Genomic DNA, 14,731 nt, shown 5'->3' on the forward strand with positions numbered 1-14,731 from the left:
ACGCACCCACCAGCCACCAGCGGCGGGCCCGCCGCCGGACCCGCACGGTCACGGCCCGGTCCTGGAGGAAGTCCGCCCGCGCCGCCCTCGTCGCCGGCTGATGGCGCGGGCGGTGATGTGCCGGGTGCCGTACACGGCGCACGCGCTGCCGATGAGGACGCTGGCGCATGCTGCCCAGGCCGGTGAGGAGCCGGTCTGTGGTGGCGGGGGTCATCGGAGGGGCCAGTTCGCGGCGAGCTGCCGCAGCCCGGCTCGTCGAACGGCGGGGTGAAGCGGCCGGCGTCGACCGCGTTGAGGTAGCCGCCGCTCGGTGCGCACAGCAGGGGCCGGGTGCCGGACGCGGTGGTGACGCACTCGTACGCCTCGGTCGTCCCGGCGTCGTCCTTGTCGACGTTGGGGTGGGCGAGGCCGGCGACGTGCCCCAGCTCGTGCGAGACGGCGTTGGCACGGTAGGCGCCGTTCTTCACCGGGTCGGTGGCGAACCACGTCGGGGTGCTCCAGTACATGGAGTCGATGAGGACGTGGCCGCCCCACGCGGAGTGGTCGTCGGTCTGGTAGCAGCTCTTGGCCTGGGAGAGGCCGGGGGTGCCGAGGGGCTGGGGGGTGTAGTGGACGACGATGCGGTGCCGCGGGGGCACTGGTCGTCCGGGGTGGTGTCGACGTTGGTGGTGACGGTGAAGCGGATGCCGGTGACGGTGGTGAGCTGCGCGGCGGGTTTGGTGAGGTAGGGGGTGAGCATGGTGCGGGCGGTCGTGTCGGCGAACACGATCGTGTAGGGGCCGGGGTTGAGGTTGTGGATGCCGCGTTCGGTGAGGATGCGCCAGCCGCGGCCTTCGTAGACGGGGCTGGTGGCGGCGGCGCTTGTCCGCGGGCGCGGCGAGGAGTGCGGCGAGCGCGAGGAGCGCGGCGGTGAGGATGGTGGCGGGGGTGTATGCGGCGGGCGGGAAATGGCATACACCCCATGCTGGGCACGAAACCGGCGGGTGTTGCCCCCGCTCAAGGCTGGGGGTGTCGCCTGGCGGTGGCATCGGCTTCGTGATGGGCACCGCCAGGCACTCTCAAGGGTGTCATAGGCCTCTGACAAGCACTCCGGCACCTGAGAAGGGTGGTGGACCGGCTACGGAGTGTCGGGCATGTGGGTAGCCAGATGCTCGCAGTACATGGCGACAGCTAGACCGATCTGCTGTCTCCATATGTCTGGGTCGTGTGGACGTTCAGCGGCTTCCCATTCTTCACCGAGGGCTCGGAGGGTGTTCCAGTAGGCGCGGCACGAGGGGCAGGCGCTGGTGCTCTCCACCCAATCCCAGGAGGTCACCGCTAAGTTCTCCCGGTCGTGCGGGGCGGTTGGTGGCAGGGACAGATGCATTGCTGGCCGGTGAACTTGTTGTTCCGTCGGCATCGTGTGTGTAGCTGTCCGGCGTGCTGATACAGCTGCGCTTGTTCGTACTGGTGTACCTGGCCGGCGCGTTCGCATTCCTGGGCTGTCTGGCAGGCAGTGGATAGGTAATCCGGCGTGATGATGAGTTGCAGGATGTCGTCAGGTAACTGTTCGCCTATGGATCCGGGCCTATTTGTCATGGCTTGTTCTCTCTGTTGGTGTTCGATGGTTGGGCGCCTTGCAGGTCGGCCAGCTTCCGCTGGGCCTGGGCCAGCTTGGCCAGATACTCGCCGGCGAGCTCCCTCCAGTCCGGCAAGGCACCGTAGCGTTGCCGGTCCCTACCTGTGGTGAGGATGTCCCACCCGGACCCTCGTCAAGGCCGGCCACATCCATCGCCAGCCCAAAACGGCCCCGGCGACGTACGCGGCTGCTACGGCTCGGCCCCGCCCCTCTCGGCGCCCCGGACGCGGGGGAGGAGACCCGCCCGTCCCAGCACCCCCCGCACCCTGAAGGTCACCGCCCGTCTCCCCGACGGGCGGCTCCTCATCGCCCACCTCGACCCCCGCCAGCCCGAAAAGCACAGCCCCCTCCGCCGCGCCCTCCACGCCGCCGGCGTCCCCCTCACCCGCCGCGAACAGTAACCAGCGCCCCAAGCGACCGAAGACCCGAAGCGAGCAAACCAAGAGCAGGGGGATAGCGGCCCGGACAACCGGCCCCCCGTACGCCAACATCAGAAGTGCACAGCCTGGCCGGGAGCCCGGTGTCCCCGCGCCCAACTCCCGGCCAGGCCGTCCCCCCACGAATGCCCACCCGCTTCCCGGGCACAAGCACCGCTGATCCCAGCTCGGCCGACCCACCCCCAGCCGCCGCCGAGCACACCGGCCCCGCCCCTCACCCTCGAGCGGCGGGGCCGCCCCACACCCCAAGGGCGCGCTCAGCCCACCGGCTTCCACACCCCGCACCGCTCCGACGTGAACTGGCCATCCGACTCGGGGATCGCCACCGTGATCTCCCGCGCCGACGTCGCGAAGTTGTTGTCCAGGATCTCCCCCGACTTCGACGTCCGCTCCCAGTAACAGTCCTCCATCCAACCCTTCACCCGGTACGTGCCCGGCGGGATTGTCAGCGCCTCCTCCTCGGAGGAGTAGCCGTCATCCTCAGCAGCTGGTGCCGGGTCCGGCTTCTGCGGCGCCGAGTCCGCCACCTCGTACGTGCCGTCGCCGTACCACCACTCATAGTCCCCGGCCGCGGCCTGCTTCACCACGCTCGTCCACTTCGGGCAGAATTTCGGCACCCCCGCCGCCAGTACCGCCGCGCCGTCGCCGTCCATATGCCCGGACTCGACCAGCCACTGCGGCCGCGACGCCCCGTCGATCGCGCTGACCGGCAGCGACTCGCACATGTCGTGGACGTACGCGGCCGCTGAACCCCCGTAGAGATCATCGACCACCCAGCCCTTGGCGTCCGCCAGCTTGTCGAACTCACCTTCGGGTGTCGGCGGGTACTCGGGAAGCCGCCACCAAGGTCTCCGCTTCCCTGCAGCAGCGCCTCGACAAAAACCACCTCGCGGAGATGTTCCGCATAGCCTTGGAGGGAGACCGTTGATGGACTGCGCCCAGATCGCGAACGTTGCAGCATCTGCACTGGTCACCCTGTGCGCCACCGTGTTCATACTCGTCTACCACCTCAAGATGCCGTGGCAGAAGACTGCCGTCCGCCGCTATCGGAGCCCTGTGCCTGTACACCGTCACCATCACCATCTGGCCCGACGGCATGGCCGCCCAGCTGCAGCGCTTCGGCAGGACGCTCCTTCTGCTCGTCATCGCAGGGCTGCTCCTGCAGCGCCTGCACATGGTGCTCCGCGCCCAGCACCGCGCCAACGAACCCCAGCCGCCCCACTCCACCAGCACCACCGACTAGCCCCTAACCAGGGCTGTTGTCCAATAAAAACTCACACTAAATAACTCGATCTTGCTCATCCGCAGGCTTCGCCCGGTCAAGGTGCGCCTCAGCGTTCGCGTCAGGCACCGCATCAGGATGGTCAGAGTCGCAAACCTCGCCGCGGCACGGTGCTGTCCGGCCCCAAGCCCCCGGGGCCCGGCTCCAACAGGGGACGGAGCGCCACCTGATGCCCGGCGTCAGAAGCGTCCGGGAGACTCCGGCTCCGGCAGGCATCTGATCACGTGTGCGTGCTGTGGCCGACGGCGGCCGCACAAGGCCCGCGACTGGTGCTCACGGTGCGACCACCGGTGGCGCTACTTCGGTCAGCCCGCCGGCGGCCCGCCGCTCCCCGGCCAGGGCCTGCCCCCCAAGGGCAGCGCACCCCACACCTGCCTGCAGCCGGACCCCGCGTGTGCCGGCTGCGATCTGGACCGCGCCTGGACCGCACATCAGGCGTTCAAGGACCGCTACCGCGCAAAGTGGCGGGAAGCCGCAGCCCGCAGGGATGCCGCGCTCCGCGCCACCCGGCCCCGCCTCGCCGCTCGCTCCGCCAACACCCTCCCACCCGACCCCACCCCGGACCCGGGCTCGGGGAGCATCCGGCCGACGGCGAGCTTGACGCCGCGCGGGACGGGGGACGCACCACCACGCCCCGCAGCAGCGGCGGCCGCGGGCGGGGCCGGCCCGCGGTCTTCTACACCACCCTGCAGACCCGCTACCTCACCGCCATCACCACTGGCATGCGCCTCGGCGAGGCCGCCCCCGTTGCCACTGATGGCGGCGCGGCTGATTTCGGACATTTTCCCGACGTGAGTTGCGCCACTCCCGGCTGTCCTAGTGCGGAAAAAATCTCCATGAGGCCTAGTTTTTCTCCGAAAATTTCGTTTCGCGGCGGCCATGTGTCCAAGATCAGGAAAAACAACTCTGTTTAAAAATGTACGAATCGGTATGAGTGCCTAAATTGTGACTGGTTGCTTCCCCCTGGAATTCCCGGCTCCGAAAACGCCGGATAGGAATGAGGCGCCGGTGAAACCGCCGGCGGTACCGACGCACCACACCAGGGGTTACCCATGACCAAAATCACCCGTCGCCGCGCCCTCAGCGTCGCCGCTTCCGCCGCGGGAAGCCTCGCTGCCGGGCGCGCCCTCACGGCGCCCGACAAGGCAACCGCCGCGACCGTCCGTCAGAGCACTGAACCGGAATCGTTCGACGAGGTCTACCAGGGCCGCCGCATACAGGGAGCGCCCTCCCACGCCGGCGGGGGACACGGCGGGCACGGCGGGCACGGCGGAGGCTACGCCGTGCGCATCGACGGTGAGGAACTTCATGTCATGCCGAATGCCGACGGAACCTGGATCAGCGTGATCAACCACTATGAGCCGCTCGCCACCCCCCGCGCCGTGGCGCGGGCGGCTGTCCGAGAACTTCAGGGCGCCCTGCTCGTCCCGCTAACCCTGCCCCTGGCCTGAGCACGATCCGGAGCCGCACAGCCATGACCGTACGCAAGAACCAGACCCAGCTGACCGCCACCGAGAAGCGACGCTTTACCGACGCGGTGCTGGAGCTCAAGCGCACCGGCCAGTACGACACGTTCGTCACCACGCACAACTCCTTCATCATGAGCGACACAGACACCGGTGACCGCGTCGGCCATCGCTCACCGTCCTTCCTGCCCTGGCACCGCCGCTTCCTCCTGGAGTTCGAGCGCGCCCTCCAGGCCGTCGACCCGTCCGTCGCCCTGCCGTACTGGGACTGGACCGTGGACCGCACGCCCCGCGCCTCCCTGTGGGCCCCGGACTTCCTCGGCGGCACCGGCCGCGCCCGGGACGGCCAGGTCATGGACGGCCCCTTCGCCCGCACTGGGAACCGCTGGACTGTCTCCATACGCGTCGATGGCCGCGACTTCTTGCGGCGCTCCCTGGGCGCCGGCGGCCGCCAATTGCCCACCCGGGCCGAGGTCGATGCCGTCCTCTCCATGGAGACCTACGACACGCCGCCATGGAACAGCGCTTCCGATGGTTTCCGTAACCACCTCGAGGGCTGGCGCGGCGTCAATCTCCACAACCGCGTTCACGTGTGGGTCGGCGGCCAGATGGGTACCGGCATGTCCCCTAACGACCCGGTTTTCTGGCTCCACCACGCGTTCATCGACAGGCTGTGGGCCGACTGGCAGGCCCGCCACCCGCTCTCTGCTTACCTCCCTGCCGCCGATACCCCTAACGTCGTCGATCTGAGCGACACCATGCGCCCGTGGAACGACGTCACCCCGGCCGACATGCTCGACCACACCCCCCACTACACCTACGACACCGCGTAAGCGGGTCTGAATATGCGAAGTAAAGTGACCGATCAGGCAGCCCCAGCTGTGATCGGCCGGGACTGTAAGTGGTAAGAGCGTCCACCAGCAGGTCATCGGATGTGTGGTGTGCGGGGTGGTGTGCCCACGGGAGTGGGTCCAGGCCCGGCGAGGTAGCGCCGTGACGATGACGCAGCACAGAGCGATGGAGAACTCGACTGGCCCCTGCTCCTCCCGGTGCAGCGGCGGAGTTAGCCGGAGTTGGAATTCGTCCGCTCGGCGGTCCAGCGGCCGCCGGGCCTGGATGAGGACCTTCGCTCCGCGGGGGAGCGGTCCGGGCGGCGGTGCTGCGTTCGGCCAGGTCTTCGCGGACGGGACATCTCTTGACGCAAGGTGTCCGGGGCGTGGGACCAGCATCGCCTTCATCGTGACCGTAGCCGCGGCGCGCTGTTCGACAGCCTGGTCGTGCGCGGCCTTGAGCCAGCGGATCATCTCGGCTTCGCCGTCGGCGATCTTCGGCGTGGCGGTCGCGAACCTGGCAAGCACGGCGCGGGCGGCATTCTCGGCGTCCAGGGTGTCGGACTCGCCGTTCATACGCCGCAGCCGCCGGTCCGGACGGCCGGCTTCGACCACCTTGGGGCCATTCCTGCGCAGGAACGAAGTCACAAGAAGGGTGGGGGAGCTTCCTTGGGCGGATTACCTGGCCGCATGGGCGGTCAGCCTGAAGCAGGTGACATGCCCTGGGGGCCCGGTGGGCCGGGCATTCTTGCGGCGGCTGGCTCCCTCACCCTCGGCCCGGGTCCTGCTGCTCACGGCCGGACGTCGCGGGACTTTCCTTGCGGGGCAGGAGGCATGCCCTGAAGATGCTGGAGGACGAAGTTCTCTACGTCCGATGCGTACTGGGGTTCCGTGAAGAGAAAGCCCTGCCCGAACGAACATCCGAGCGAACGAAGTACATTTCTCTGATAAGTGGTTTCTATTCCTTCCGCTATGGTCTGTATTCCCAGGGTGGAGGCAAAGTGGATTATTCCTTCCACGAGTGCGCTCTGGGATTTCGGCGGGTTCAGGTGATCGACGAAACTCTTGTCGATTTTCAGTATGTCGATAGGCAGGTCGCGCAAGTAGCTGAGGGCTGAATATCCTGTGCCGAAATCATCGATGGCTATCCGGATTCCAAGCTCCTTTAGTTCGTTCATGGCGGACAGGATGTGATTACCTGGCCGCAGCAGCAAGCTTTCGGTAAGCTCCAGAATGAGGCCGTGTCCGTCGAGGCCGCTGGAGGAAAGGCTGTTGCGTACGGTCTTGACGAACCGGGCATCCCGGAACTGGCGAGCAGATACATTGACGCTTATATGCAATGGTCGGCTGTTGGGTGCCAGGGAGTTCCATCGGGCAGTGTCACGAGTCGCCTGGCCGAGTACCCAGGCGCCCAGGTCTATGATCTGCCCGCTTTCTTCTGCGAGTGGGATGAACTGATCGGGGAGGAGTACTCCCCGGGTGGGGTGGTGCCAGCGGACCAGAGCTTCAAATCCCTCTGCCTGCCCTGTGAACAGGTTGACGATCGGCTGATATTGCACGGAGAACGAGGAACCTACTTCCGCGGCGTAGAGGCTCTCTCGCAGCTCATGCCGCTCGATCATGCGTGCCTGCTGCTGCGTCCGGTAGAAGCGGTACCGCCGTTTCCCGGAGGCTTTGGCTGCGTACAGTGCCAGATCGGCGTGGGCACACAGGTCGGCTGCGTCCTGGCTGTCGGCTGTTGTGGCGATGCCCACGCTGACCGATACGTTCAGCACACCGGCTTCCAGGCTGAATGGTTCGTTGAATGCGTCAATAACCCGTCGTACGAGCGTTTGTGCTGCAGCCGACGGTACGGGCTTCCGGGTGACCACAGCGAATTCGTCTCCGCCGATACGGGCTGCTTCGGCGGTGTGCGTGACGGTGCTGGCGAGCCGGCGTGCGACGGCGACGATGAGTGCGTCTCCGACACCGTGCCCGAGGGTATCGTTTATGATCTTGAAGTCGTCGACGTCGATGAAAAGGACACTGACCTCGTCGCCTTCTTGGCGTGGCGCCACAAGAGCCCGTTTGACCTGGTCAAGGAAGAGAGCGCGGTTTGCCAGGCCGGTCAAGGTGTCGTGGGTGGCGCGGTGGGTGAGCTGGCGTTCCAGTTTGCGCCGCTGTGTGACATCCCGGATGGTCAGGACCAGCCCGGCGACGGTGCGTTCATCACGCAGGTTGCTGCACAGTACTTCTGTTTCAATGAATTCGCCGTCGTCTCTGGCCATGCGCCATTCGCCGTGCCGTTTGCTGCGTCGTTCCCGCTGCGCGTCGGCGAGCAGAGCACGGGCTGGTAGCCGGTCCGCAGGGGGGAGCAGATCAAGAATGTGCCGTCCCACCAGCGTGGGGTAGCCCAGCGTGCTGCTGGCGGCGGCGCTGGCATAGCGGATGCGGTCGTCCGCGTCGAGGATGAGAATGACGTCGGAGGCGTCCTGTACCAGCGTGCGGAAGTACGCCTCACTGTCGCGGCGGTTGATCTCTTGGCTGAGAGTGATGCGGTCGATGGCAAGGGCAGCCTGGGCCGCCAGTGTATGGAGCGTCGTGCGGACGGAGAGGAGAGTTTCATCGTTATCCGCAGCGACGGCCAGGAAGCCGGTGGCGGGCGGGGCCATGCTTTCGTCGGCGGAGAGGGGACAAAGAAGCGCCCACCGTGTGCCACTCAGTACGCGCGCCATGCCCGGCCCGAGGTCGGCCACCCGCTGCGGCACCGAGTCGAGGTGTGCCGCTGGCTTTCCTTGGGGGGCCGGGATCCGGATGCTTTCAATAGGACTGCTGGAACAGGCAGCGGTGAATTTTCCGTTACGCATCAAGACCAGGACAGCGTTGCGCCGGGCGCTGCCGAGCAGGTTGGCCGCCGTTGTCTCACACACCGTCGCCACCTCCTCCACTGACCGGGCGTCAGCGAGGGATTCGATGCCCGCTCGCAGGATCCGCTCGCGGGCCACGGCCTGGCGGTGGGAGAGCATCATGCCGAACAGGCGCAGCAGCACCAGCCCGAACAGGAAGGCAGAGAAGACGCCGATGACTACGGCGTTTGTGCTGTTTCCCGCAGCGGCGTCAATGATCAGGACTGTGGGGGCAATCAACGACGCCAGAGTCAGCAGGCCAAGCCGGGGCGATGGTGTGGAGGCCGGCGACAGCGAGCGATCGCCGGGCCGGGTGACGGCGGTCATGGAAGAATGCAGTGCTGCTGCTCCCCACGCACAGTAGAACAGGCTCCATCCCAGATCCACGGCGGTGCCGATGCGCCATGTTCCGTTGAGCTGGATGATGCCGAACAGGACGTCCGCCGCCAGCAGGCCCAGTACTCCCAGCGCCAGCAACTGCAGCGACCGGCTGGGTTCGGTACGGGGCGCAATCAGCAGGCGTATCAGCATGGCCAGCACCAGGATGTCTCCCAGGGGGTATCCGACACTGAACATCTTCTGCGGCCACGTCAGGTCCGGACTCCGCACGTAGGGGACGATGAGATAGGTCCAGGACAACAGCGCCAGTCCCGTGGTGAGGATGAGCCCGTCAATCAGGCTGGCAGTGTCACGGTGGGCACTTCGGTGGCGTATGAAGCTCAGTACTCCAGCGGCATAGAACGGATACTGCGCGAGGTAGAAGACATCTGCCAGTGAAGGGAAGGGGTTGTCCAGGTGAAGGTACTGGTCCTGGACGACGTTGGTGACTTCTCCCAGGACGAACAGCAGGTTCCCGGCGGCCAGCAGCAGCCATCCGGCCCGGTGTGCAGGCCGGTTGATGCGGACGCCGACGAGGATGGCGAGCACACCGCTGAGCCCCATGGCGGTCCACCACACCACACGCTGGTGTGGCGGGAAGAGGTAGTAGGCCGCGGTCAGCAATGCCATCCATGCCACGAAACCCCGGATGAGATGTCGCTTCCAGACCGGTGTCATCGGCCACGCTCCGAGGGAGGAACTCAAAAACCTTTGCCGGTTCTCAGGCGCCACGGACCAAAGTGCTGCATCCTGGGGGTGTCCGCTCCTTCTGTTTCACCATTGCATGGATCACACAGTCACACCAATGCAAAGCCCAGCGGTAGAGCAGCCTCACGGGTATAGGACGCAGGCAGTCATGGGCACATCTAAGAACTCACCTGCAGTGGAGCAATCCGGACAGCATGTGATCGTCCGCAATGTAGCGGGGATGTACGCTCTGTGGCCCGCCTGGGCCCCAGTACCGGACGGGTGGGATGCTGACAGGGCCGGGCCCCTGCAGGTCTGCCGCGCCAGGCTGGCCCGCCTGGCGCAGGACACCGGATGGGTACCCACTGGCCAGCGAATCCCGCCGGCCACGGTGGACGACCGTTTCCGGGAAGCCGTGCAACGCTACCGTGACAATGTGGCTGTCATCGCCGGTGGGGAGCACCTCACCTATGGCAGGCTGGATGAGCGGGCAAGTGTCCTGGCCCGGCATATCGTGGCAGGGCAGAGGGGCGAAGCCGTCGCCGTATGTGTGCAGCGCACTACGGAATGGGTGGCCGCCCTCCTCGCGGTCTGGCGCACTGGCACTGCCGTGGCGCCTCTGGACCCGTCTGACTCACCGGCACGCCTCACCGCGGCTGTAGAGCGGCTCAAAGCCAGAGTGGTGTTAGCAGATGCACAGACCGCACACAAATTCAAGGCAGTGGACGCCCGTGTCGTGCGCCTTGATCTCCTCCATAGCCTCCCTGTCCCCTCCGGCGGCACGGACACGTTTTCTGCAGCTGGATCCCTGGCCTACATCATCCATACCTCCGGCTCCGGCGGCCGGCCCAAGGCCGTTGCAGTAGAGCACACTGCGTTGCTCACCACTATCGACGCAGTCAGACTGTTTTATGGCCTGCAGCCGGCTGACCGCACGGCGCATCTGGCCTCCCTGGGTTCCGACACTGCTCTGGAACAGCTGCTGGCTCCGCTGCTCAGCGGCGCCTGCATCGTCCTGGCTGGCCCTGCTGCCTGGGCGCCCAGCGAACTGCTCACGCACCTCCACCGCCACCGCATCACCGTCGCGGACGTCACCCCCTCGTACTGGCGCCAGCTCATCGAAACCGCCGAGCGGCACCTGGACAGGCCAACCGGGCTGCGACTGCTGATCGTGGGCGGCGAGAAGGCCACAAGCGGAGACTGCCGCCGGTGGCAAGAACTGTTTCCCGCCACCCGGCTGATCAATGCCTACGGGCTGACGGAAACGGCTATCACGTCCGTCGCGGGCGACATCCGTGCCACGGAACCTGTGGGCCGGCGCCCTGCCCCTGTGGGCCATCCCCTGCCACACGTCACGCTGCACGTCCTGGGACCCCACCTGCAGCGTGTGCCCCAGGGCCGGCCCGGCGAGGTTTTCATCGGGGGTGCCGCACTGGCAGCCGGTTACTGGGAAGACCCCGTCGGCACAGCGGAGCGCTTCCTGCCCGACCCCTACAGCCCGCAGCCGGGCAGCCGCATGTGCCGCACCGGTGACCTGGGCAGGATCCGCCCCGATGGCCAGCTGGAAATTCTCCAACGCATCGACGACCAGCTAAAGGTGCGAGGCAACCGCGTCGACCCGCAGGAAATCGAGAAGATTCTTTGCCAGGACCACGCTGTAGCCAGCGCCGCGGCTGTTATCCGTACCCACGACGGCCAGCTTGTCGCCTACTACACCCCCGCCCCCGGCACCACGGAAAGCCAGGAGACCACACAAAGACGGCTGACGACACACGCCCGCGCCTGCATGCCGCCGTGGATGCAGCCCTCGGAGGTGATCGCGCTCGCCGAACTGCCCAAGACCCCCAGCGGCCAGACTGACCGGCGCGCACTATCCCAGCAGCGCCGCCCCTCACAGACCCCTCCTGGCGGGCCTGCACCTCACCCTGGCCTGGCACGGCTGTGGAAACAGCTCCTGCGCACCGGCACGCTGCAGGCAGACGACGACTTCTTCGCCCTGGGCGGCAACTCCCTGCTCGCGATGGAAATGATCGCCAGCACACGCGCCATGTTCGGCATCGACGCCGGCCACACCGCAGCCCTCACCAGCGCCCTCTTACAGGACTCCACACTGCAGGCCTTCACCCGCCACGTTCTGCGGACAGTCACCGAACCGCCCCCCCCAACTCCGGAAAAAACAGTTGACTTCACTGCAGAATCCGTACTTGACGTGCGGATCAGTCCCCCGGCCCGCCTCTCCCAGCACCCGGCACACATTGTGCTCACTGGCGCTACAGGCTTTTGCGGCGCGCACATCCTCCACGACCTGCTGAACCACACGAGCGCCCGGATCAGCTGCCTGGTACGCAGTCCCGACCCGGCATCGGCACGCATCCGGCTGGAGGAAGCCCAGCACAAGTACCTGCTGTCCGGCGTGCCCTTCGGCGACCGCATCAATTTCGTGACCGCGAATACCGCTGAGCCCGATCTCGGACTGTCAGCGGACGTCTTCAGTGACCTTGCACAAAACACCGATGCAATCATCCACTGTGCTGCCCAGGTCAACTTCCTCTACCCGTATCAGCAGCTGCGGCCCGACAACGTCACCGCAACCCGGGAGATCATCCGCATGGCCGGCTACCGGCAGGCGGTTCCCCTCCACTACATCTCCACCACCGCCGTCCTGGCCGGCTACGGAGCTACGGGGATCCGCCACGCCCACGAGACTTCCCCGCTGGCCTACCCGGAGCAACTGGGCGTAGGTTACGTAGAAACCAAGTGGGTGAGCGAAAAACTCCTCGAGCAAGCTTCCTTCAGAGGCCTGCCAGTAACCATCCACCGAGTCACCGATGTCACCGGCGATACCCGGACCGGCCGCATGAACCACCGTACTGAACTATGCGCACTCATCCGCTTCATTGCCGACTCCGGTCTCGCCCCCGACGCCGACATCCCCCTGGACCTCATTCCGGCAAACTATCTCGCCCGTACCGTCACCGCTACTCTGGCGGCGCACCCCCCGGCACTGCGGATTCTTCACCTCACCAACCCCCGCCCGGCGCTGATCAATTCCCTGGCTGAGCGCCTGGTGGCTCGCGGACACAAAGTGACCACCGTGCCCTACCAGCAATGGATCAGGGCAATGGCCGAGTACGCTTCACGTCACCCCCAACACCCGATAGCCCCGTTCGTCTCCCTCTTCGTGCAACCCGCACCCAACGGGCAGATGACCATCGCCGACATGTACCTGCGGCATGTCTTCCCGCAGGTCACCCGCACGCGCACCGCCCCCATTCTCGCCTCCGCAGGCATCACCATCCCACCAGTGACGGCACCACTGCTCGACCACTACCTCGACGCTCTGGCTGCCGGAGGCTTCCTGCCTCCTGCTGCACGCCACAGATTATGACCCCCCCAGCCTGGGACCGTCTGTCTCTCACACAAGCTCCCCGGCAGGGGCCTGTGGCCTTCTGCGGCGATGTAAGCCCTGAGTCGCTGCTGCGCGCCTACCAGCACGGCCTGTTCCCATTTCCCGCCGCGGACAGCACCGCACGCGCCTTCAACGAGGCGTTCTTCGCCGGCCCCGTCACACAAGGCGACATCCACATCCTGCACAGCCCGTCCGGCAATCCCTACACGGTAGCCTGGATGAGCCCTGACCCCCGGATGGTGGCCCGGCCCCGGGCCATCCACCTCAGCCGCCGACTGAGGCAGAAACTGCGCACTGCATGCCACAGCTGGTACACCACCCTGGATACGTCCTTTCCCCAAGTGGTAGAAGCCTGCCGAATAGCGCGCACCCCCCGGTGGCTGACAGACGAACTCGTCCGCAGCCTGTGCGCACTGCACAGCCAGGGAAAGGCACACAGCGGAGAAGTCTGGAGCGGCGGCGAGCTCATCGGCGGAGTCATCGCCATCCGGGCTGGACCCGTGCTCAGTCTGGATTCCATGTTCCACCGGCGCGCAGACGCATCGAAAGTCGCCGTAGCAGATCTTGCCGAACGCTTCGCACAAACCGGAGGAACGCTGATAGATGCCCAGACGGACTCCCACGCCGCCCGCTCGCTCGGATGCAGCCCCCTCAGCAGACAAGCATTTCTGCAGATACTGACCACACCCCACCACTCAGGCCCCCCCCTGCCCGGCGCCCGCGCGGCACACGACCTGCCAGCCCCCTGACACCCCCAAGCAAACGCACCCGCCGCCAGGCACCACAAGCCCAGCGGTTACACCCCGGCCACTACCAGCACCCCCGCCGCTCAGCGGACTACCAGTCCCCGCCGGGCCGCCCCGCGAGCGCCCGCGCGCGGCGGTAGCAGCGGCCGACTTTGGTCCGCAGCCCTTCCCCGTGTGCAGCACGAGGAGCACCACTGCCCTGAACCCACTGAGCAAAGACGTCCGGGGAGGTATCCACGCGTACCGTCAGCCGCGCGATACGCCAGGGGTCATCCTCAACGCCGCTCAGAGCACTGCCTGCACCACAGGCGCTGTGCCACCCAGCCTGCCGCACCTGCTTGACTGCCCTGGCGCAGAAGTAACCATACGGGTAGGCAAAGGATCTCACCGAGTGCCCAAGAAAGTCCTGCAACTGGCGTTTACAGCCCACAACTTCGTACACCAGACGCCTGTTCGATACGATATCCAGCTGCGGATGCGTCTGCGAATGCCCCCCGATCTCCACACCGGCCCGGTCAAGAACGCCCAGCTGACGCCAGGTAAGAGTACTCGCCGGCGGCAGCAGACTCCCCGCCGCTTCCCCACCAGGCGCACGAATAGCACCAGTCACCACAAACAGCGTAAGCGGCCAGTTACGGCCCAGAACCAGAGGCGCCGCCACCTGGTAAAAATCAACGAAACCTTCATCGAAGGTGAGGACAACGGGGCGTGGCGGCAGTGTGAGGCGGCCTCGCATAGCCGCCACCAGGTCAGCCAGCGGAACAACAGTGCACCCGCGCTCCTCGATGCAACGCAGCTGCTGGGCAAAAACGCGAGGACTAACGGTAAACCTGGCAGCCCAGCCCGGCGCATTGTCACTCACCGAGTGATAATGCAGCACCGGCACCTGGGAAGCCATCACACGCCCCCCCGCAGAGGCCGGGCACCACTCGCCGCACCGCCTTCACGGCCCGCCCCTGCGGCTGCGGCTACAGCAACTCCACAGCGCGCATG

At 66.4% G+C, this 14,731-nt stretch carries 8 protein-coding genes and 1 pseudogene; 5 read left to right on the forward strand and 4 right to left on the reverse strand.

Features of this window, described 5'->3' with window-relative positions:
• Together AC07DW_RS28485 and AC07DW_RS28490 are read right to left on the reverse strand one after the other, a co-directional pair.
• A pseudogene (locus tag AC07DW_RS28485) lies at positions 1-638 on the reverse strand (hypothetical protein); the annotation flags it as partial.
• A 1,674-nt stretch (positions 639-2,312) separates the two neighbouring features.
• Entirely contained in the window at positions 2,313-2,828 is a 516-nt protein-coding gene (locus AC07DW_RS28490) for a hypothetical protein (RefSeq protein ID WP_478860541.1), read from the reverse strand.
• A gap of 323 nt (positions 2,829-3,151) precedes the next feature.
• On the opposite strand from AC07DW_RS28490, the gene AC07DW_RS28495 reads away from it, so the two are divergent.
• From AC07DW_RS28495 to melC2, 3 genes are all read left to right on the forward strand, one after another.
• Positions 3,152-3,298, forward strand: coding sequence for a hypothetical protein (locus AC07DW_RS28495; RefSeq protein ID WP_478860542.1), 147 nt, complete (start codon positions 3,152-3,154; stop codon positions 3,296-3,298).
• A 1,091-nt stretch (positions 3,299-4,389) separates the two neighbouring features.
• The gene (gene melC1 / locus AC07DW_RS28500; protein WP_478860543.1) at positions 4,390-4,788 is read left to right on the forward strand and encodes an apotyrosinase chaperone MelC1; all 399 of its coding nucleotides are present in this window, start codon (positions 4,390-4,392) and stop codon (positions 4,786-4,788) included.
• Between the two features lie 23 nt (positions 4,789-4,811).
• Entirely contained in the window at positions 4,812-5,636 is an 825-nt protein-coding gene (gene melC2, locus AC07DW_RS28505; RefSeq protein WP_478860544.1) for a tyrosinase MelC2, read from the forward strand.
• 788 nt (positions 5,637-6,424) lie between these two features.
• Here the strand turns inward: melC2 and AC07DW_RS28510 are convergent.
• Positions 6,425-9,526 (reverse strand): putative bifunctional diguanylate cyclase/phosphodiesterase, encoded by a 3,102-nt coding sequence (locus tag AC07DW_RS28510; protein ID WP_478860545.1) that lies wholly within the window; start codon positions 9,524-9,526, stop codon positions 6,425-6,427.
• A gap of 226 nt (positions 9,527-9,752) precedes the next feature.
• Here AC07DW_RS28510 and AC07DW_RS28515 point away from each other — a divergent pair, with 226 nt between their 5' ends.
• Positions 9,753-12,971, forward strand: coding sequence for an amino acid adenylation domain-containing protein (locus AC07DW_RS28515; RefSeq protein ID WP_478860546.1), 3,219 nt, complete (start codon positions 9,753-9,755; stop codon positions 12,969-12,971).
• Between the two features lie 53 nt (positions 12,972-13,024).
• Positions 13,025-13,741, forward strand: coding sequence for a leucyl/phenylalanyl-tRNA--protein transferase (locus AC07DW_RS28520; protein ID WP_478860547.1), 717 nt, complete (start codon positions 13,025-13,027; stop codon positions 13,739-13,741).
• Positions 13,742-13,829: 88 nt separating this feature from the next.
• On the opposite strand, the gene AC07DW_RS28525 is transcribed toward AC07DW_RS28520, so the two are convergent.
• Positions 13,830-14,636: a polysaccharide deacetylase family protein gene (locus AC07DW_RS28525; RefSeq protein WP_478860548.1), complete on the reverse strand. Its 807-nt coding sequence runs from the start codon at positions 14,634-14,636 to the stop codon at positions 13,830-13,832.
• Between the last annotated feature and the right edge of the window lie 95 nt (positions 14,637-14,731).

It is taken from the genome of Streptomyces sp. NPDC045701 (assembly GCF_056432045.1).